Source organism: Streptomyces sp. NPDC088116, assembly GCF_044741745.1.
Lineage (GTDB): Bacteria > Actinomycetota > Actinomycetes > Streptomycetales > Streptomycetaceae > Streptomyces.
On the sequence record NZ_JBIUTF010000001.1, the window covers coordinates 1,485,951 to 1,505,237 of the forward strand.

Consider the following 19,287-nt stretch of genomic DNA (forward strand, 5'->3'; position numbering starts at 1 on the left):
CAGCGCGGATCGCGCCCGGTGATCATTCGGCCACCGCGATGTAGCGGCCGTCGTGATCGTCCTCGTCGTCCCAGTCGTAGGGCTCCTCCTCGTCGTTCCTCCCGTACAGGTTCACCCGGACCCCCGCGGGCTCCAGCGACGTCCATATCCGCAGCATCATGTCGTGGCTGAGGAAGTGGTGCGAGAGGTCGAGTTCGTGGAGGTGGGTGAGCGGCTGCCCGTTCAGCAGCGCCTCCGCGCCCTCGTCGGAGAGCGTGCCCATCGACAGGCTCAGCGACGTCAGCCGGGGCACGACCGGCGCGGAGGCCACCGCGGCGGCCAGCTCGTCCTGGATCGGGCTGTTCTGCAACCCCAAGTGACGCAACGCGGGCTTGCGTTCACCCGCGAGCAGCGGCGCGAGCTGCTCGACCGTGGTGCCGCCCCCGTAGTTGTCGTCGCCCAGCCACAACTCCAGCCGCTCCAGCGACGGCAGATCGGCGGCGGCGATCCTCTCCGCCGCCCCGGGCGGCATCCCGCCGGACTCGACCCGCAGCGAGCGCAGCCCCGCGTGCCCCGTCACGGGAAAGTCCAGCCCCTCTCCGCCTCGGACGGCCAGCTCCCGCAGACCGGGGAACGCCTCCAGCAGCGGCGCGAGATCGGACTGGTACATCGTGGAGATCATCTCTTCCTCGTCCTCCAGATCGGAGAGGAAGAGCGCTTCGAGACCGGTCAGCCGGTCGCTCAGCTCGATGAGCTTGTCGTCGGGCATGTAGTGCAGGCCGTGGCCGAGGACCAGCGCCCGTACCTTCTCCAGCTCCACCGTGCTGGTGAAGCGGTCCCAGCAGACCTCGTAGTCCTCGTCGGTCGTGCCCTGCCCGGTCGCCAGGCGCCAGGCGACCGAGGCGGCGTCGGGCAGCAGCGTGGCGGGGGTGTACGGCGGAACGGTTAATACGGGCAATCCGTAGAAATTCTGGACGTGCTCGACGTGCGACAAGTGGTGGCTCCCGAGGTGCTGGGTTCCGGCATCGGTGCGCCACGTTCTACCACCAGCCACTGACAGCGCCCCCGGGCCCGTACGCGCCAATGCCCGTCTCGTGTACGGGAATTCCCACGAGACGGGCATACGGGTACGGGAGGCGGGCGGCGCCTCAGCGGCTGAGCTTGTTCGCCGCCTCGGTCGCCCAGTAGGTGAGGATCATGTTCGCGCCCGCGCGCTTGACGCCGGTCAGGGTCTCCAGGATCGCCGCGTCGCGGTCGATCCAGCCCTTCTCGGCCGCCGCCTCGACCATCGCGTACTCACCGGAGATCTGGTACGCGGCGAGCGGTACGTCCACCTCGGCGGCGATCCTGGCCAGGACGTCCAGGTAGGGCAGCGCCGGCTTGACCATCACCATGTCGGCGCCCTCGTCGAGGTCGAGCGCCAGCTCGCGCAGGGACTCGCGCAGGTTGGCCGGGTCCTGCTGGTAGGTCTTGCGGTCGCCCTTGAGCGAGGAGCCGACGGCCTCCCGGAAGGGGCCGTAGAACGCCGACGAGTACTTCGCCGTGTACGCGAGGATCGACACGTCCTCCCGCCCGATCGTGTCGAGCGCGTCGCGGACCACGCCGACCTGGCCGTCCATCATGCCGCTGGGGCCGACCACATGGACGCCCGCGTCGGCCTGGACCTGGGCCATCTCGGCGTAGCGCTCCAGGGTCGCGTCGTTGTCGACCCGGCCCTCGGCGTCCAGCACACCGCAGTGGCCGTGGTCGGTGAACTCGTCCAGGCACAGGTCGGACATGACGACCAGGTCGTCGCCGACCTCGGACCTCACCGCGCGGATTCCGGCCTGGAGGATCCCGTCCGGGTCCGTGCCCGCCGTGCCCGTCGCGTCCTTCTTGGCGTCCTCGGGAACGCCGAAGAGCATGATCCCGGAGACCCCGGCCGAGGCCGCGTCGACGGCCGCCTTGCGCAGGGTGTCCAGCGTGTGCTGGACGACGCCGGGCATCGTGGAGATGGGGACGGGGGCGCTGATCCCTTCCCGTACGAACGCGGGGAGGATCAGATCCGCCGGGTGCAGCCGGGTCTCGGCCACCATCCGGCGCATCACGGGGTTCACCCGCAGCCGCCGGGGCCGCGAGCCGGGAAAGGATCCATGCACAGTCATCGTCAGTCGCCTCTTGCGTCTTCTGCGTCCTCGGGCGCCGGGGCCCGGGGTCCGGCAAGGCCGTCGGACCACTTTCGACCATAGCCCCGCCCGCGCCGCGCCCTTACCGACACCGAGACCGGAAAGACCGGGACCCCGGCCGGAAAGGCGACGGAAACGGCCGTGCGGTCCGGCCGCCGGGGCAGCCGGACCGCACGGTCCGTCGAAGAGGTAGCGCTCCGGTCAGGTCGTCGTACGGCGTCTGCGGCTGCCCGGACGGCGCTCGCTGGGGCGGGTGACCGTTTCGCCCGCCTCCTTCGCCGCCTCGCGGCGCTGCGTACCGAACGCGGCCAGTGCCTCGGCCAGCCGGTGCACCGACGGCTCCGGCGAGAGGACATCGACGCGCAGGCCGTGCTCCTCGGCGGTCTTCGCCGTCGCGGGGCCGATACACGCGATCACCGTCACGTTGTGCGGCTTGCCCGCGATGCCGACCAGATTCCGCACGGTCGACGACGAGGTGAAGAGCACCGCGTCGAAGCCGCCGCCCTTGATCGCCTCGCGGGTCTCGGCCGGCGGCGGCGAGGCGCGCACGGTGCGGTACGCCGTGACGTCGTCGACCTCCCAGCCCAGCTCGATGAGGCCCGCCACCAGCGTCTCGGTGGCGATGTCCGCGCGCGGCAGGAACACCCGGTCGATCGGGTCGAAGACCGGGTCGTACGGCGGCCAGTCCTCCAGCAGCCCGGCGGCGGACTGCTCGCCGGACGGCACCAGGTCGGGCTTGACCCCGAAGTCGACCAGCGCGGCGCCCGTCTGCTCGCCCACCGCGGCGACCTTGATCCCGGCGAAGGCGCGGGCGTCGAGCCCGTACTCCTCGAACTTCTCCCGCACCGCCTTGACCGCGTTGACCGAGGTGAAGGCGATCCACTCGTAGCGGCCCGTGACCAGGCCCTTGACCGCGCGCTCCATCTGCTGGGGTGTACGGGGCGGCTCGACCGCGATGGTCGGGACCTCGTGCGGGACCGCGCCGTACGACGTGAGCTGGTCGGAGAGCGAGGCGGCCTGCTCCTTGGTGCGCGGTACGAGGACCTTCCAGCCGAACAGCGGCTTGGACTCGAACCACGCGAGCTGGTCCCGCTGCGCCGCCGCGCTGCGCTCCCCGACCACGGCTATCGCGGGCTGATGCCCCTCCGGGGAGGGCAGCACCTTGGCCTGCTTGAGGACCTGCGCGATGGTGCCGAGCGTGGCGTTCCAGGTGCGCTGGCGGGTGGTCGTACCGGCCACGGTGACGGTCATCGGGGTGTCGGGCTTGCGGCCCGCAGCGACCAGTTCACCGGCGGCCGCGGCCACCGAGTCCAGGGTGGTGGAGACCACGGCCGTGCCGTCGCTCGCGCCGATCTCGGTCCAGCAGCGCTCGCCGGCCGTCCTGGCGTCCACGAACCGGACGTCCGCGCCCTGGGCATCGCGCAGCGGCACCCCGGCATACGCCGGTACACCGACCGCGGCGGCGATGCCGGGGACGACCTCGAAGGGGATGCCGGCGGTGGCGCAGGCGAGCATTTCCGTGCCCGCGTCGCCGTCCAGCCCGGGGTCGCCGGTGACCGCACGGACCACCCGCTTGCCGCCCCGCGCGGCCTCCATGACAAGATTGGCGGCATCCCGGATCGCGGGAATTCCGGCGGCTGTTGACGCTTCGTCGACGACCGTCAGCGCCGGGGTGCTCACACCCGCCCTGGCGTGACTCCGTACGACATCGAGCACATCAGGCTCGGCGATCAGTACGTCCGCTCCCGCGAGCGCCTCGACGGCGCGCAGTGTCAGCAGGCCCGGATCACCGGGGCCGGCACCGAGGAAGGTGACTTGCCCCGATGCGGAGCAGGCCGGAAGGTCAGAGGTGGTGGGGCTCAAAGTGCTCGCTCCCCCATAAGACCGGCCGCACCCTTGGCGAGCATCTCGGACGCGAGTTCGCGACCGAGCGCGATGGCGTCGCCGTGCGACGTGGGTACGGGACCGGTGGTGGACAGCTGCACCAGCGTCGAGCCGTCGGTCGTGCCGACGACGCCGCGCAGGCGCATTTCGTTGACAACCTGTCCGTCGGCCAGCAGGTCGGCGAACGCACCCACAGGTGCGCTGCAGCCGGCTTCCAGGGCGGCGAGCAGGGATCGCTCGGCGGTCACGGCGGCCCGGGTGTACGGGTCGTCGAGCTCGGCGAGCACGGCGGCGAGGTCCACGTTGACCGCGGCGCACTCGACAGCCAGGGCCCCCTGGCCGGGGGCCGGCAGGACGGTGTCGACCGACAGGAACTCGGTCACCTCGTCGGTCCTGCCGATGCGGTGGAGTCCGGCGGCGGCGAGCACGACGGCGTCGAGTTCCCCGCTGCGGACGAACCCGATGCGGGTGTCGATGTTCCCCCGGATCGGTACGGTCTCGATGGTCAGGCCGTGACCCCGCGCGTAGGCGTTGAGCTGTGCCATGCGGCGCGGCGACCCCGTACCCACCCGGGCACCGTCGGGCAGCTGCTCGAAGGTCAGCCCGTCGCGTGCGATCAGCACGTCCCGCGCGTCTTCGCGGACCGGCACGGCGGCCAGCGTCAGGTTGTCCGGCTGGTCGGTCGGGAGGTCCTTCAGCGAATGCACGGCGAAGTCGACCTCCCCGCTCAGCAGCGCGTCACGCAGCGCGGTGACGAAGACGCCCGTACCGCCGATCTGCGCGAGGTGCTCGCGGGAGGTGTCGCCGTACGTGGTGATCTCGACCAGCTCCACCGGCCTGCCGGTCAGCTCACGTACCGCGTCCGCCACGTTGCCGGACTGGGCCATCGCGAGCTTGCTGCGCCTCGTGCCGAGCCTCAGCGCTTTCTCGGTCGTCGGCGCATTGTCGGGCCTCAGTGCTCTCTCGGTCATACTCGCCCTCTGCCTACACCGTCGGTGTCATTCAGGTCGGCCCGGCTGACGGCTGCGACCGTCTGCGGGTCGAGGTCGAAGAGTTCTCGCAGCGCGTCCGCGTACCCGGCGCCGCCGGGTTCACTGGCCAGCTGCTTGACCCGCACGGTGGGCGCGTGCAGGAGTTTGTCGACAACGCGGCGCACGGTCCTGGTGACCTCGGCCCGCTGCTTCTCGTCAAGATCGGGGAGCCTGCCTTCGAGGCGCGCGACCTCGTTGCTCACCACATCCGCCGCCATGGCGCGCAGCGCGACCACGGTCGGTGTGATGTGAGCGGCGCGCTGGGCGGCGCCGAAGGCCGCCACCTCGTCGGAGACTATGGTGCGCACCTGGTCGACGTCGGCCGCCATGGGAGCGTCGGCGGAGGCTTCGGCCAGCGACTCGATGTCCACGAACCTGACCCCGGCCAGGCGGTGCACGGCGGCGTCGATGTCGCGGGGCATGGCGAGGTCGAGCAGCGCGGGCGTGGCCGTACGGCCGTGGCGCGCGGCCTCGACCTCGTCGGCCGTCAGTACCAGGCCGGTCGCGCCCGTACAGGACACGACGACGTCCGCACGGGTCACCTCGTCGCGCAGGACGGACATGTCGACGGCCCGCCCGCGTACGCCGGTACCGCCGGGCTCGGTCAGGATCTGTACGAGCCGCTCGGCGCGCGCGGCCGTGCGGTTGGCCACGACGATCTCCTCGACTCCGGCGCGTGCCAGCGTGGCGGCGGCCAGCGAGGACATCGAGCCCGCGCCGATCACCAGCGCCCGCTTGCCCTTGGCCCAGGCCTCCACGGCCGTACCACCGGCGAGCTGTTCCAGCCCGAAGGTGACGAGCGACTGTCCGGCCCGGTCGATCCCGGTCTCGCTGTGGGCCCGCTTGCCGACCCGCAGCGCCTGCTGGAACAGGTCGTTGAGCAGCCGGCCCGCGGTGTGGAGCTCCTGCCCCAGCGCCAGCGCGTCCTTGATCTGCCCGAGGATCTGGCCCTCGCCGACGACCATCGAGTCCAGTCCGCAGGCCACCGAGAAGAGGTGGTGGACGGCCCGGTCCTCGTAGTGCACATAAAGATGGGGGGTGAGCTCCTCCAGGCTGACCGCGCTGTGCTGGGCCAGCAGCGTGGACAGCTCGGCGACACCGGCGTGGAACTTGTCCACGTCGGCGTACAGCTCGATGCGGTTGCAGGTGGCGAGGACCGCGGCCTCTGCCGCGGGCTCGGCGGCGAGCGTGTCCTGCAACAGCTTGACCTGCGCGTCAGTGGTGAGCGAGGCACGCTCCAGCACACTCACCGGCGCGCTGCGGTGGCTCAGTCCGACGACCAGAAGACTCATGCCGGCATCACCGCGGGAACGTCCCCGTCGGGTCCCTTCCGGCTCGCGGCGACGCTGTCCGCCGCGGCCTCGACGGCGCTGTCGCGCGCGATGGGCGGCATGGCCGCCTGCGCCGCGGCCCCTTCGCCGGCCTTGCGCTGCTCGTGGAAGGCGAGGATCTGAAGCTCGATGGAGAGGTCGACCTTACGGACGTCCACCCCGTCGGGCACGGTGAGTACGGTCGGCGCGAAGTTGAGGATCGAGGTCACACCGGCGGCCACCAGCCGCTCACAGACCTGCTGGGCGGCGCCCGCGGGGGTCGCGATGACCCCGATCGAGACGCCGTTGTCGCTGATGATCCGCTCCAGCTCGTCCGTGTGCTGGACCGGCATCCCGGCGACCGGCTTGCCGGCCATCGCGGGGTCGGCGTCTATCAGCGCGGCGACCCGGAAGCCGCGGGACGCGAACCCGCCGTAGTTGGCGAGGGCGGCGCCGAGGTTACCGATACCGACGATCACGACCGGCCAGTCCTGCGTCAGCCCCAGCTCACGGGAGATCTGGTAGACGAGGTACTCGACGTCGTAACCCACACCGCGGGTCCCGTACGAACCGAGGTAGGAGAAATCCTTCCGCAACTTCGCGGAATTGACCCCGGCGGCGGTCGCGAGTTCCTCGGAGGAGACCGTGGGTACGGAACGCTCGGAAAGGGCGGTCAGCGCCCGCAGATACAGCGGGAGCCTGGCGACGGTGGCCTCGGGGATTCCTCGGCTACGGGTCGCCGGTCGGTGAGTTCGGCCAGTTGCCACGGTGCTCCTGCGGGATGAGCGGGGCTGCAGGCGGCCGTATGTCCAAGGACCGCCCCGTCGAATGCAGGCTATGTCTTTGTGAACGCGTGCACAAAGATAGTGTCCGCTTTGTCCGAGCAAAGTGATCGGGGTCACGCGTTCCGATCCCGCCAACACGGAACCAGCCAACGCATCAGCCCGTTGCCTACACGAAGGGGGCAAAACCGCACACACTCCTCACGAATACGCCCCCGAAACCGCCCCGAGACCGCTTTTCGAGGCCCTTTCCGGAAGCCGGCCCCCGAGCCTCCCGGGCGGCGGCCCGCACACCGCACCACGACCCGGACCGCGCCCACCGGAGGCGTCGGCAAAGCGCCCACGATGCTAGCGCCCCTCCGGCACCGGCCGCCTTTCCTCTCACACCCCCCTGCTTCCCCCAGGCCCCCGGCTCAGGCCCCCAGCTCACGACGGAGCCGGCCGGCGTCCACCCGCCAGAACGTGTGCTGCTCCCCGTCCACCAGGACCACCGGGATCTGCTCCCAATAAGCACGGTGCAGCGCCTCGTCCTGACTGATGTCCTTCTCCTCCCAGGACGCCCCGGTCTCCGCGCACACCGCCTCCACCACGGTGCGCGCATCGTCACAGAGATGGCACCCCGGTTTCGAGACAAGCGTCACCATCCGCTCGCCGGCCTTCTTCTTTGTCGTGCGCCGCAACAGAGGACTCATGGAAGCCATTCTCCGCCCCGCGCCGCGCCAGGCGCCGACGGTCATCCACAGCCGCCCCCGATCGCCGGATTAACACACCGGTCGCGGAGAGTTCACCCCCTCGCATCCCCACTGGTCAGGAAGTACCGAACAGACTGGCTATGCTCACGCTATGGCCGCACTGGGATGGCTCACCCCCCGTAGGCGCTCCGCCACAGCCCGGAGCGTGCTCGCAGGCGAGGCCGCAGCCGAAGCAGGGCTCAAGTCCACACAGGAATCGCTGGATTCGCTGGGATCGTCGTCGACTCCGACCGACGAGACGCCGTCCTTCCCCGTCGTCGGGGACGTCCGCGCCGCCGCCTTCTTCGATCTCGACAACACCGTGATGCAGGGCGCCGCGATCTTCCACTTCGGCCGCGGCCTCTACAAGCGGAAGTTCTTCCAGCGCCGCGAGCTCGCCCGGTTCGCCTGGCAGCAGGCCTGGTTCAGGCTGGCCGGGGTCGAGGACCCCGAGCACATGCAGGACGCCCGCGACAGCGCCCTGTCCATCGTCAAGGGCCACCGCGTCTCCGAGCTGATGTCCATCGGCGAGGAGATCTACGACGAGTACATGGCCGACCGCATCTGGCCCGGCACCCGCGCCCTCGCCCAGGCCCACCTCGACGCCGGCCAGCAGGTCTGGCTGGTGACGGCCGCGCCCGTGGAGACCGCCACGATCATCTCCCGCCGGCTCGGCCTGACCGGCGCCCTCGGCACGGTCGCCGAGTCCATCGACGGCGTCTACACCGGCAAGCTCGTCGGCGAGCCGCTGCACGGCCCGGCGAAGGCCGAGGCCGTCCGCGCCCTGGCCGCCACCGAGGGCTTCGACCTGGACCGCTGCGCGGCGTACAGCGACTCGCACAACGACATCCCGATGCTCTCGCTGGTCGGACACCCGTACGCCATCAACCCGGACTCCAAGCTCCGCAAGCACGCGCGCGGACTGGAATGGCGCCTGCGTGACTACCGGACCGGCCGCAAGGCCGCCAAGGTCGGCATCCCCGCGGCGGCCGGAGTGGGCGCCCTCGCGGGCGGCACGGCGGCCGCGGTCGCCCTGCACCGCCGCCGCCGATAGAGCCCGGACACCGCAAGAGAACCCCGCCGCCGCGAACCCTCCACCGACGCACCGCCACGGCACGCCCGGCCGCCGTGGCGGTTTCGTACGTGTGCGCACTCCCCTTCGCGCTGTGCGCACCCCCTTCACGCTCACCCGCACGAGGGATCCGGCCCCTTACCCACCCAGCTCCCCCGTCACTCCCGCCACCGTCACTCAGGCACAACCCATCACCTCAGCAGGCAGATTTTGACCCAATCCGATCAATAAGCGGCCACGATGCGCTACCCGATCCGTCCTCTAGACGGCACGGAAGCGACGTAATCGATGATTTGAGCAACTGGGTGTAGCACTGCCTGTACGAAGCGTTATTCTCCTCAGACGCATACCGGACCCCACACGTCGCCACGACGAGTGAACGGTCCCGCACTGCACGTGATGGAAGCTCTGCCTCTGGGAGTCCCGTGTACCCACACGTCGGGGTTGACGCCTCGGGCCTGGCTACGCTGCGCGCAACGGTCCTCGACCACTTGCGCGGCTTCGTCCCCACCGCGTACGCCGTCCCCGCCTTCGCCGCACCGGCCCCTGCCGTGAGCGGCCCTATCGGTCCTTGTTATGCCCTGGCGAACGGCGGTGCGGCGGTCGGCAGACGGGGAAGCCGAAGCAGCACCGCCGCCTCGACCACCCCCCGCCGACCCACCGCCGACAGTGACAGCGGCCGCATGATGGAACTCGTCGAGCGCGCCCAGGCCGGTGAGGCCGAGGCCTTCGGCCGGCTGTACGACCAGTACAGCGACACCGTCTATCGCTATATCTATTACCGCGTGGGCGGTAAGGCGACCGCGGAAGACCTCACCAGCGAGACGTTCCTGCGCGCCCTGCGCCGGATCTCCACGTTCACCTATCAGGGGCGCGATTTCGGCGCCTGGCTGGTCACCATCGCCCGGAATCTGGTCGCGGACCACTTCAAATCGAGCCGTTTCCGGCTCGAAGTGACCACGGGCGAAATGCTCGACGCCAACGAGGTCGAGCGCAGCCCGGAGGACTCGGTCCTGGAGTCCCTGTCGAACGCGGCGCTGCTCGAAGCCGTACGGAAACTCAATCCCCAGCAGCAGGAGTGCGTCACACTGCGCTTCCTCCAAGGCCTCTCGGTCGCCGAGACGGCCCGGGTCATGGGCAAGAACGAAGGAGCGATCAAGACCTTGCAGTACCGGGCCGTCCGCACCCTGGCCCGGCTGCTCCCCGAAGACGCCCGCTGACCGTCACCGCCGCCGCCTCCCCCTCCACGGACTCAACTCACGGTCGGTGACGCCCCGATGACGCACTGGTCCGATCATCCGCCGCGCGTAACCCAAGTGCCGCGACGCTCGTTGTGCGGGATGCAGGCTCCCTGCGGTCACGCCATGCCCGCAGCCACTCACTCAATCGTGTGGATGCGCTCAAGGCGTGCAACCTTCCGGACCCCCAGGGGAGTCGATCGTCATGACGAGAGGAGGTGCCGCCAGTGATCGCGAATGTCTCGGCACACCGGCGGGCGAACGCCTTCGCCCAGGCCCTGGAAGACCAGAAGGTCCAGGGCGCGGCGGCCGAACAGCCCGCCGAGTCGGCCGAATCGGCCGGACAGGGGCGGCTGTTGGCCCTGGCGAGCGGTCTCGGTGAACTACCGAGGCCCACGCTGGACCCCGAGGTCAAAGTGGTGCAACGAGCACAGCTCGTCGCGGCCATGGAGGCCATGCTGCAAGAAGGCACGGCCGCCGGAGGTGTGTCCTCGGGCCCTACGGTGCCCGAGCAGCGGACCACCGGCCGGGGTGCCCACCGGGCCTCCCCGCTCCGGAAGCTGCGCCCGAGATCCCGCTGGTCCAAGAGCCTCGCCGCCGGCGGGCTCACGGTCGGTGTGGCGGCGGGGGCCTTCGGCGGAGTGGCCGCTGCCAGTTCGGACGCCCTTCCGGGTGACTCGCTGTACGCGCTGAAGCGTGGCATGGAGGACATCAAGCTCAACCTGGCGGACGACGAGTCCGACCGCGGCGAGCTGTTCCTCGACCACGCTTCGACCAGGCTCGGCGAGGCCCGTCGGCTGATGGAGCGCGACCGCTCCGGACAGCTCGACCACGAATCGCTGGCCGAGGTCCGGCGCACACTGGGCGGGATGAAGCACGACGTCACCGAGGGCCACCGCCTGCTCCATCAGGCATACGAACGGGACGGCTCGCTCGCCCCGATCGCCACGCTCTCCTCGTTCTCCGCCTCACACCGCGAGACATGGAACGGGCTGCGCGACCGGTTGCCCATCCAGCTGACGGACGTCGGCGACCAGGTCAGTTCGGTCTTCGACGCCATAGACCAAGAGGTCGCCCCGCTCCAGTCGCTGCTGCCACGGCCCCCGGAGAAACACCAGAGCACCACCGGCCGCCCCGGCTCCACCCAGGACTCCACCGGCTCCGGGCACGTGGATCGACCCTCGCCGTCCGCACCCAGCAAGAGCGGGGACGACAGCGAATCGCACACCAACGACAGTCCGCGCCCGTCGGATTCGGGCCCGGATTCAGAGAGCGCCTCAGAGGAGGGTGGTCTGCTCGGCGGCAGTACGGGCGGACTGCTGGACCCGCCGCCGAACAGCGTCACGCCGTCGCCGTCCGACAACACCAGCGACCGTCCAGGTCCGAACGTCACGATCCCGCCCCTGCTGCCGGATCTGCTGCCCGGCCTCGGCATCAGGGCCGAGGACGCGGACTAGGCCGGAGACAACCACCGAGGTGGGGTGGGGTGTTCCGACTCAGGAACACCCCACCCCACCTCGTCATGTCACGAGACCCGAAGAACACAGCAGCAAGCACGGTCAGGAACACGGTCAGAAGAACTCAGAAGAACGAAGAACTCAGAAGAACACGGACCGCCGCTGCACGAGCAGCTTGTACAGCGTGTGCTGGATCTGCTCCCGTACCTGATCCGTCAGGTTGAACATCAGCATCGGATCCTCCGCCGCCTCCGGCGGATAGCCGTCCGTGGGAATCGGCTCCCCGAACTGGATCGTCCACTTCGTCGGCAGCGGCAGCGCGCCCAACGGCCCCAGCAGCGGAAACGTCGGCGTGATCGGGAAGTACGGCACGCCCAGCAGCCGTGCGAGCGTCCTCGCGTTCCCGATCATCGGATAGATCTCCTCGGCGCCCACGATCGAGCACGGCACGATCGGCACCCCCGCCCGCAGCGCCGTCGAGACGAACCCGCCCCGGCCGAAGCGCTGAAGCTTGTAACGCTCGCCGAACGGCTTGCCGAGGCCCTTGAAGCCCTCCGGCATCACCCCGACGACCTCTCCGCGCCGCAACAGCCCTTCCGCGTCCTCCGCGCACGCCAGGGTGTGCCCCGCCTTGCGCGCCAACTCGTTGACCACGGGCAGCATGAACACCAGATCCGCCGCCAGCAGCCGCAGATGCCGGTCCGCCGGATGGTTGTCGTGGACGGCGACCTGCATCATCAGCCCGTCCAGCGGCAGCGTCCCCGAGTGGTTGGCCACCACGAGCGCCCCGCCGTCGGACGGGATGTTCTCGATGCCCTTCACCTCGACGCGGAAGTAGTTCTCGTAGAGCGGCCGGATCAGCGACATCAGGACCTGGTCGGTGAGTTCCTCGTCGTACCCGAACTCGTCGACCTCGTAGTCGCCGGTGACGCGTCGGCGCAGAAACGCCAGCCCGCCCGCGATCCGCCGCTCCCAGCCGCGCCCGCCGCCCCGCTCACGGACCGCCTCGCCGACCGGCTCCGGCTCCTGTTCCGCTCCCCGCGCCTCGGCCACCCGCTCGTCCGACGTCCGCGGCCCCGGTGTCCGCGGCTCGGTTTCCTGAGGCTCCGGTACGGGCGTCAGCGGACCCTGCTTACGCCCCGCGCCCTGGCCCGGCCCCTGAGTCTGGCCCGGTCCCTGCGGACGCTTCGTGGCACCGTCCTTGGCGTGCTGCCGCCGGCCGCCGGCGGGCGCACGCCTCGCCCTCGGTTCCTCGCCGAAGGGGATCACCTTGGCATCGGCCATGTCAGACGCGCTCCTTGCTGACGAGGGTGGAGAGCCGGTCGACCGTCCGGGCCACGGCCTCGGGCGGCAGGAGCCCGGCGCCCCGGCCGCGCGCGAAGTCCTTGAAGGCCTCGGCCGTCGTGTACGTGGGGACGAAGCCCAGTGTCTCGCGCATCTGGTCCGTGCTGACCACCCGCCCGTGCGTCAGCAGCCTGATCTGCTCCGGCGCGAAGTCCGTCACCCCGACCGTACGCAGCGCCGTACCGACCCAGGTCACGGCGGGCAGCGGAACGGGGACCGTGGGCCGTCCCAGCCTTCGTGAGCACTGCGAGAGCAGCAGGACGCCCGCACCGGCGATATTGAACGTCCCGCTGTTGAGCGTCCCGCGCCGCGGTTCGTCCGAGGCGATCAGCAGTACGTCGACGACATCGTCCTCATGGACGAACTGGAGCCGCGGGTCATAGCCGAAGACCGTCGGCAGGACGGGCAGCGAGAGGTACTCGGCGAGCGGCGAATCCGCGGCGGGCCCCAGGATGTTCGCGAACCGCAGCACACAGACCGCCACGTCCGGCCTGCGGCGCGCGAAGCCCCGTACGTACCCCTCGACCTCCACCGCGTCCTTGGCGAAGCCACCGCTCGGCAGCGACTTGGGCGGCGTGGTCTCGGTGAAGACCGCCGGGTCGCGGGGCGCGGCGCCGTACACGCTCGTACTGGACTTGACCACCAGCCGTTTGACCGTCGGCGACTTCTGGCAGGCACCGAGCAGCTGCATCGTGCCGATGACATTGGTCTCCTTGACCGTGGCACGGCTGCCGGTGCCCAGCGGAGTCCCCGTCACATCCATGTGGACGACGGTGTCGACTCCGTGCTCGGCCAGGACCCGCGCTATGGCGGGCCGGCGGATATCGGCGCGGACGAATTCCGCGTCGTCCAGCTGATGCTCGGGAGTGACCGCGTCGACGGCGATCACCCGGTCCACATCGGAGGCGCACTGAACGCGTCGTACGAAACGTCCGCCCAGCGCTCTGGCCGCTCCGGTCACGAGCACGACCTTGCCCAAGATCAGCGCCTTCCCCTAGGTCTGGTAGGCCATCCTCGAATGCCTATCCGCCACCGTAGCCGGTCGGTATTGCGCTGTGATGACCGTACGACGTGCCGCTGGGCACTTTGGCCGACAAAGAGCGCGGGAAGGGTCACGCGAAGTGCCGCGGAGAGGGCCCGGAAAAAGCACCGGGGCAAACACCGCGGCCCTCCCACCGTGTCGGTGGAAGGGCCGCGAATGCACGAACAGCTGTCGCTTACTTCTTGTTGCGACGCTGAACGCGGGTGCGCTTGAGCAGCTTGCGGTGCTTCTTCTTGGCCATCCGCTTACGCCGCTTCTTGATAACAGAGCCCACGACTACCCTCGCTCACTTCTCTTCACTCGGTGCGGGGCGTCTGGGCCCACACGACCTACGTCGGCCTAGCCTACCCGCCGCCGAGTGAGGGACGTAATCCGAGGGACCGCCTACGCGGACTCCACCCCCACAAAGGACTCGCGGAGATACTCGTGAACCGCTTGCTCCGGAACCCGGAAGGACCTGCCCACCCGGATCGCCGGCAGATGACCGCTGTGCACCAAGCGGTACACGGTCATCTTCGACACTCGCATCACCGAGGCGACCTCCGCCACGGTAAGGAACTTGACCTCGTTGAGAGGCCTCTCGCTGCCAGCAGCCATGACCCACCTGTACCTTCCGCACCCGACGGCCACCGGCTTCCCCTCCGGTAACTCTTCGTCGTTGTGCGCTCACGCCCAAGACTAGGGGCGGGTGATGCGAGTGGGGAAGAGGAGCAGCCTTCGGCCGCCTACTGTGACAGACACGCCCGATTGAGTACATAGCGAGTAAGCGGCCGGTAGTAAGCGGACCGCACAGCGTCATCAAGTGGAACGGCAACGGACACCCGCCCCTCGGCCTCTCCGACGAACAGCGCGGGGTCGTCCGTATCGGCGAGGCCGATGGCCTCAATGCCCAGCTGACCTGCCCCGCAGACCCAGCCGTGATCCCCGACGACCAGTTCGGGGAGCGGCCCGCCGGCGTCCGCCGCGCCCTCCAGAACCACCCGAACCGGCAGCGGCGAGTGGGTATGCGCGCCGGTTTCACGCCCGGCGCACACCCCGCTCGTTTCTCGCACCAGTGCGACTCCCCGTACGTAGTCGAGGTTGTAGGTACGTACCCCGAACCGGGTCGTTATGTCGATACATCGCCCCTGCGCCGGGGTGAGGACGAGGCATCCCGCCGCCGACAAAGCGTCTGCGAGCCCTGCGTAGAACCCGAGCAGCCGGTGCGGATGCCCCGTCCCGAACAACACCGGAGACCCGCGCTCCGCTGCTTCGCGCAGGCGCGCGGCGAACGCGTCCAGCGCGCTCAGTGTCCGCTCCGGGTCGATCACATCGGGCCCCGACACCTGACCGGGATCGTTCGATACCCCGCACTTGTCGGCCATGAGCCCGAGCAAGTCCTGCTCATTCCATGCCCATTCCGGATCGAGTCCGAGCGTCACGCGTGGATCGCGGGCGGCGAAAAGACGGTAACTGCGCAGGCTCACCTCCCGCGAGGTGGCCACAGGACCGGCCAGCCTGGCCGCCAGCAGATGCGCCCGCAGGGCTCCGGTGCTCAACACCCTGCCGATGCTGCCGCTTCCGGCACCGGCCGGGGCCAGAACCCCCGGGACACCGCACAGTTGGCGTAACGAACGCCCGGTAGGGAAAGCGGGGCGGACCGCGCCGGGCACCACCTGCCCCGGAGGGCAACAGGAGTTACGCGAGCAACCCCCGCAACGGGAAGACCGCCCTGCGCGTCGCCAGGATCGCCTGGTCCAGCCGGTCCGCCGGATCGTATCCGGCGTCCCACGGCTGCCAGCCCGGCGTCCGCCCGTCCGTCATCCGGCCCGGACCCAACTGCCGGGTGCGCGCGTACACCTCGTCCCGCCAGGACGCCGGCACCGCCGACTCGGGGTCGACCGGCGCGTGCGCGGCGATCCCCACCAGATGGGTCCAGGAGCGCGGCACCACATCCACCACCGCGTAGCCGCCCCCGCCGAGCGCGACCCACCGGCCGCCGTCCACATAGTCGTGCGCCAGGTCATGACAGGACGCCTGCACCGCCCGCTGCGCGTCGAGGGAGACCGCGAGATGCGCCAGCGGATCGTCGAAGTGCGTGTCCGCGCCGTGCTGCGTCACCAGGACCTCCGGCCGGAAGTCCGCCAGCAGTTCGGGCACCACCGAGTGGAACGCCCGCAGCCAGCCCGCGTCTCCCGTCCCGGCCGGCAGCGCCACATTCACCGCACTGCCCTCACCCGCACCGGCGCCGGTCTCCTCCGGTCGGCCGGTCGCCGGGAAGAGCGTCCGCGGATGCTCGTGCAGCGAGACCGTCAGGACGCGCGGATCCTCCCAGAACACCGTCTGAACGCCGTCCCCGTGGTGCACATCCACATCGATGTACGCGACACGCTCCGCGCCGAGCTCCAGCAGCCGCGCGATCGCCAGGGCAGCATCGTTGTAGACGCAGAACCCGGAAGCGGACCCCGGCATCGCGTGGTGCAGTCCGCCCGCGAAGTTCACGGCGTGCGCGGCCTCGCCGTGCCACACCGCCTCCGCCGCACCGACCGACTGCCCGGCGATCAGCGCCGACGCCTCGTGCATCCCCGCGAAGGCCGGGTCGTCCGTCGTGCCGAGCCCATAGGCCCCGTCGGCGGTCCGCGGGTCCAGCGAGGCCTTCCGTACCGCGGCCAGGTAGTCCTGGTCGTGGACGAGGCGAAGCGTCGAATCACCCGCGGCGGGCGCGGCCACCACGTCCACCGCCCGGTCGAGCCCGAATGCCCGCACCAACCCCATGGTCAGAGCGAGCCTCACCGGGTCCATCGGATGGCTGGACCCGAAGTCGTACGCCGTTACTCCGTCATCCCACATCAACCGTGCGCGGCTGCTCATGCCCGCCACCGTATCGGGCCGGATCCACCTCGAACGAGCGGGCGTACAGGAGAGTGACCAGGACCATGACCATCGGTACGAGCATCGCGCCGCGATAGCTCCACGCGTCCCCGAGCGCCCCCACCAGCGGCGAACCGACCAGAAAACCGACATAGTTGAAGATATTGAGCCGGGCCACCGCCGCGTCACCGGCCGCCGGACCATGACTCTCGAAGGCACGCCTCCCGGCCGCCGCGAACGTCTGCGGCACGATCACACACAGCCCGAGCCCCAGCAGCGTGAACCCGGCGATCCCCACCCAGGGCCCGGCCGCCAGCGCCACGACCGCGAACCCGGCCGCCGCCAGCAGCGCCCCGCACCGCACGACAGCCACCGGCCCGAAGCGCCGCACCCCCAGGTCCCCGACGGCCCGCCCCAGCAGTGTGGTGACCATATAGGCGTTGTACGGAACGGTCGCCAGCTCCTCCGAACTGCCCAGCACGTCCTGGAGATACTTGGCGCTCCAGTTCGACACCGTCGAGTCGCCGATATACGCGAACGCCATGACGAGACAGAACGGAAGCAGCAACTTGAACGCCACCGGTGTGCCGGCGCTCGGGGTGCCGACGCTCGGAGTGCGGACGCTCGCGGCTCCGGTGCTTGGTGCACCGGCGCTTGGTGCACCGGCGCTGCCCGTCTTCCGCTGCTCCTCGTCCTTCCGCGGCTCCTCGTCACGGGTGTCCGCGTACCAGCGGCTGCCGATCAGCGCGGCGGGCAACAGCACCGCCACCACCGGCAGATACGACACCACCAGCGACATGTCCTCGTGCGCGCCCACCCAGGCGAGCGAGGCCCCGACGATCCCGCCCAGGCTGAACGTGGCGTGGAAGCCGAGCATGATGCTCCGCCCGTACGCCCGCTGAAGGCTCACGCCGAGCATGTTCATCGACGCGTCCAGCCCGCCGACCGCCAGCCCGAACACCCCCAGGGCGACCGCGACCTGCCACACCTCGGTGCCTGCCCCGACCACGAGGAGCGCCAGCAGCACGACCGGCTGCGCGCACCGCAACACCATCCCCGGCCGCACCCGCCCGACCAGCTTCTCTGTGACGACACTGCCGACACCGGCGAGGACGGGAACGGCGGCGAGGAAGGCGGGGAGGAGTCCGTCGGGTATCCCGTACCGGTCCTGGATCGCGGGGATACGCGTCACCAGCAGGGCAAAGGTCACCCCCTGGACGAAGAAGCCGAGCGCCAGAGAGACCCGACCGTGCCGCAACCGCGCATCTGTCATGGCCGGACAGCGTAGAACGCCCATCTACCCATGGGTAGATGGATCACGCGGTGAATCAGGACCAGGAGGCGGGTGATGCGGAGGGCGGGACGGCGATCAGGACGCGGGGCGGCCGAGCAGTCCCGGCAGCTCCGCCATGTCGGAGAAGTATCCGGTGGCGCCGGTCAGTCTGTCGGCGGGCGTCATCGCCGTGTACGCGTACACATCCATGCCGGCGGCCCTGGCGGCCGATACGCCGTGCGGGCTGTCCTCGACCACCGCACAACGCTCGGGAGCGACCCCCATCCTGGCAGCGGCGTGGAGGAAAAGGTCCGGCGCCGGCTTGCCCCGCCCGACATCCTCGGCGCTGAAGATGACGCTGTCCTCGAACCACCGGTCGAGCCCGGTCTTCCGGTGCCCGACCCGGATCCGCTGGTGGCTCCCGGACGAGGCGACGCAGTACGGCACCCCGTCGGCGGCCAGCTTCTCCAGCACCTCGGCCACCCCTTCGACCGGTTCCAGCTCCCGCTCGAAGGCGGCGAAGACACGCGAATGAAGGGTGTCGTCGAAGTCCGCGGGCAGCAGCTGCCCGGTGCGCTCCTCCACCAGGTCGTGGACGCGATGCACGGCAGAACCCATGTAGTCGCGCAGGGAGTCCTCGTACGAAGTGGGATGTCCCAGCTCGGTGAGATAGCCGGCCAGGATGGTGTTGGAGAGAGGCTCGCTGTCGACGAGCACACCGTCATTGTCGAAGACGATCAGTTCGTAACGCATGCTCAGACTGTAAATGGGTGCGGCTGGTGAATGGCCTGACGGGAAAAAGACCCTGAACGCAGGAATGCCCCGTACCATGACTGGTACGGGGCATTCCCACAACAATTGTTCGGCGGCGTCCTACTCTCCCACAGGGTCCCCCCTGCAGTACCATCGGCGCTGTGAGGCTTAGCTTCCGGGTTCGGAATGTAACCGGGCGTTTCCCTCACGCAATGACCACCGAAACACTATGAAGATATGAACCACCGGATACAACACAGCCGTTCGTTACTTCAGAACTAACACAGTGGACGCGAGCAACTGAGGACAAGCCCTCGGCCTATTAGTACCGGTCAACTCCACCAGTCACCTGGCTTCCATATCCGGCCTATCAACC

At 69.8% G+C, this 19,287-nt stretch carries 18 protein-coding genes and 1 rRNA gene; 3 read left to right on the forward strand and 16 right to left on the reverse strand.

All coding sequences use genetic code 11. The features are described from left to right. Positions 1-22: 22 nt before the first annotated feature. The 7 genes from ACIOJD_RS06625 to ACIOJD_RS06655 form a co-directional block, all read right to left on the reverse strand. A complete protein-coding gene (locus ACIOJD_RS06625) occupies positions 23-973 on the reverse strand; it encodes an STM4015 family protein (protein ID WP_401908776.1) in 951 nt (316 codons plus the stop codon). Positions 974-1,127: 154 nt separating this feature from the next. After that, positions 1,128-2,123, reverse strand: coding sequence for a porphobilinogen synthase (gene hemB / locus ACIOJD_RS06630; RefSeq protein ID WP_401908778.1), 996 nt, complete (start codon positions 2,121-2,123; stop codon positions 1,128-1,130). 222 nt (positions 2,124-2,345) lie between these two features. Beyond that, a complete protein-coding gene (locus ACIOJD_RS06635; RefSeq protein ID WP_401908781.1) occupies positions 2,346-4,007 on the reverse strand; it encodes a uroporphyrinogen-III synthase in 1,662 nt (553 codons plus the stop codon). Then, positions 4,004-4,999: a hydroxymethylbilane synthase gene (hemC, locus tag ACIOJD_RS06640; protein ID WP_401908783.1), complete on the reverse strand. Its 996-nt coding sequence runs from the start codon at positions 4,997-4,999 to the stop codon at positions 4,004-4,006. Before hemC ends, ACIOJD_RS06635 begins: the two co-directional genes overlap by 4 nt. Further along, positions 4,996-6,351 carry a glutamyl-tRNA reductase gene (locus ACIOJD_RS06645; RefSeq protein ID WP_401908785.1) on the reverse strand — a complete coding sequence of 452 codons (1,356 nt, stop codon included), beginning with the start codon at positions 6,349-6,351 and terminating at the stop codon, positions 4,996-4,998. Before ACIOJD_RS06645 ends, hemC begins: the two co-directional genes overlap by 4 nt. After that, positions 6,348-7,136: a redox-sensing transcriptional repressor Rex gene (locus tag ACIOJD_RS06650; protein ID WP_401908788.1), complete on the reverse strand. Its 789-nt coding sequence runs from the start codon at positions 7,134-7,136 to the stop codon at positions 6,348-6,350. The genes ACIOJD_RS06645 and ACIOJD_RS06650 overlap by 4 nt, the downstream gene beginning before the upstream one ends. Before the next feature lie 428 nt (positions 7,137-7,564). Next, positions 7,565-7,843 carry a glutaredoxin family protein gene (locus tag ACIOJD_RS06655; protein ID WP_401908790.1) on the reverse strand — a complete coding sequence of 93 codons (279 nt, stop codon included), beginning with the start codon at positions 7,841-7,843 and terminating at the stop codon, positions 7,565-7,567. A gap of 151 nt (positions 7,844-7,994) precedes the next feature. Between ACIOJD_RS06655 and ACIOJD_RS06660 the strand changes: the two genes are divergently transcribed. The 3 genes from ACIOJD_RS06660 to ACIOJD_RS06670 all read left to right on the forward strand — a co-directional run bounded on the left by ACIOJD_RS06660 (position 7,995) and on the right by ACIOJD_RS06670 (position 11,649). After that, a complete protein-coding gene (locus ACIOJD_RS06660; RefSeq protein ID WP_401908793.1) occupies positions 7,995-8,936 on the forward strand; it encodes an HAD family hydrolase in 942 nt (313 codons plus the stop codon). 443 nt (positions 8,937-9,379) lie between these two features. Continuing rightward, positions 9,380-10,174, forward strand: coding sequence for an ECF subfamily RNA polymerase sigma factor, BldN family (locus ACIOJD_RS06665; protein ID WP_401908796.1), 795 nt, complete (start codon positions 9,380-9,382; stop codon positions 10,172-10,174). A 245-nt stretch (positions 10,175-10,419) separates the two neighbouring features. Then, positions 10,420-11,649 (forward strand): DUF5667 domain-containing protein, encoded by a 1,230-nt coding sequence (locus ACIOJD_RS06670; RefSeq protein ID WP_401908798.1) that lies wholly within the window; start codon positions 10,420-10,422, stop codon positions 11,647-11,649. Between the two features lie 141 nt (positions 11,650-11,790). On the opposite strand, the gene ACIOJD_RS06675 is transcribed toward ACIOJD_RS06670, so the two are convergent. From ACIOJD_RS06675 to rrf, 9 genes are all read right to left on the reverse strand, one after another. Next, on the reverse strand, positions 11,791-12,933 hold the full coding sequence (locus tag ACIOJD_RS06675; RefSeq protein WP_401908800.1) for a 1-acyl-sn-glycerol-3-phosphate acyltransferase: 1,143 nt from the start codon (positions 12,931-12,933) through the stop codon (positions 11,791-11,793). Between the two features lies 1 nt (position 12,934). Then, on the reverse strand, positions 12,935-13,972 hold the full coding sequence (locus tag ACIOJD_RS06680; protein ID WP_401908802.1) for an NAD-dependent epimerase/dehydratase family protein: 1,038 nt from the start codon (positions 13,970-13,972) through the stop codon (positions 12,935-12,937). Positions 13,973-14,210: 238 nt separating this feature from the next. Then, positions 14,211-14,309 carry a 30S ribosomal protein bS22 gene (locus ACIOJD_RS06685; RefSeq protein WP_003948845.1) on the reverse strand — a complete coding sequence of 33 codons (99 nt, stop codon included), beginning with the start codon at positions 14,307-14,309 and terminating at the stop codon, positions 14,211-14,213. A 110-nt stretch (positions 14,310-14,419) separates the two neighbouring features. Then, on the reverse strand, positions 14,420-14,632 hold the full coding sequence (locus tag ACIOJD_RS06690; protein ID WP_014046653.1) for a helix-turn-helix domain-containing protein: 213 nt from the start codon (positions 14,630-14,632) through the stop codon (positions 14,420-14,422). 128 nt (positions 14,633-14,760) lie between these two features. After that, positions 14,761-15,576, reverse strand: coding sequence for a phosphatase (locus ACIOJD_RS06695; protein WP_401908804.1), 816 nt, complete (start codon positions 15,574-15,576; stop codon positions 14,761-14,763). A 136-nt stretch (positions 15,577-15,712) separates the two neighbouring features. Then, the gene (locus ACIOJD_RS06700; protein WP_401908806.1) at positions 15,713-16,885 is read right to left on the reverse strand and encodes an acetoin utilization protein AcuC; all 1,173 of its coding nucleotides are present in this window, start codon (positions 16,883-16,885) and stop codon (positions 15,713-15,715) included. Continuing rightward, positions 16,854-18,158, reverse strand: coding sequence for an MFS transporter (locus tag ACIOJD_RS06705; RefSeq protein ID WP_401908808.1), 1,305 nt, complete (start codon positions 18,156-18,158; stop codon positions 16,854-16,856). The genes ACIOJD_RS06700 and ACIOJD_RS06705 overlap by 32 nt, the downstream gene beginning before the upstream one ends. Positions 18,159-18,254: 96 nt before the next feature. Beyond that, positions 18,255-18,911 (reverse strand): HAD family hydrolase, encoded by a 657-nt coding sequence (locus ACIOJD_RS06710; RefSeq protein WP_401908809.1) that lies wholly within the window; start codon positions 18,909-18,911, stop codon positions 18,255-18,257. A gap of 107 nt (positions 18,912-19,018) precedes the next feature. Next, positions 19,019-19,135, reverse strand: a 5S ribosomal RNA gene (gene rrf / locus ACIOJD_RS06715). Positions 19,136-19,287: the final 152 nt, after the last annotated feature.

Coding starts and splice junctions, on each gene's coding strand:
- hemB (WP_401908778.1), bottom strand. CDS start 2,123: ATGACTGTGCATGGATCCTTTCCCGGCTCGCGGCCCCGGCGGCTGCGG.
- hemC (WP_401908783.1), bottom strand. CDS start 4,999: ATGACCGAGAGAGCACTGAGGCCCGACAATGCGCCGACGACCGAGAAA.
- ACIOJD_RS06645 (WP_401908785.1), bottom strand. CDS start 6,351: ATGAGTCTTCTGGTCGTCGGACTGAGCCACCGCAGCGCGCCGGTGAGT.
- ACIOJD_RS06655 (WP_401908790.1), bottom strand. CDS start 7,843: ATGAGTCCTCTGTTGCGGCGCACGACAAAGAAGAAGGCCGGCGAGCGG.
- ACIOJD_RS06660 (WP_401908793.1), top strand. CDS start 7,995: ATGGCCGCACTGGGATGGCTCACCCCCCGTAGGCGCTCCGCCACAGCC.
- ACIOJD_RS06675 (WP_401908800.1), bottom strand. CDS start 12,933: ATGGCCGATGCCAAGGTGATCCCCTTCGGCGAGGAACCGAGGGCGAGG.
- ACIOJD_RS06690 (WP_014046653.1), bottom strand. CDS start 14,632: ATGGCTGCTGGCAGCGAGAGGCCTCTCAACGAGGTCAAGTTCCTTACC.
- ACIOJD_RS06700 (WP_401908806.1), bottom strand. CDS start 16,885: ATGAGCAGCCGCGCACGGTTGATGTGGGATGACGGAGTAACGGCGTAC.
- ACIOJD_RS06705 (WP_401908808.1), bottom strand. CDS start 18,158: ATGACAGATGCGCGGTTGCGGCACGGTCGGGTCTCTCTGGCGCTCGGC.
- ACIOJD_RS06710 (WP_401908809.1), bottom strand. CDS start 18,911: ATGCGTTACGAACTGATCGTCTTCGACAATGACGGTGTGCTCGTCGAC.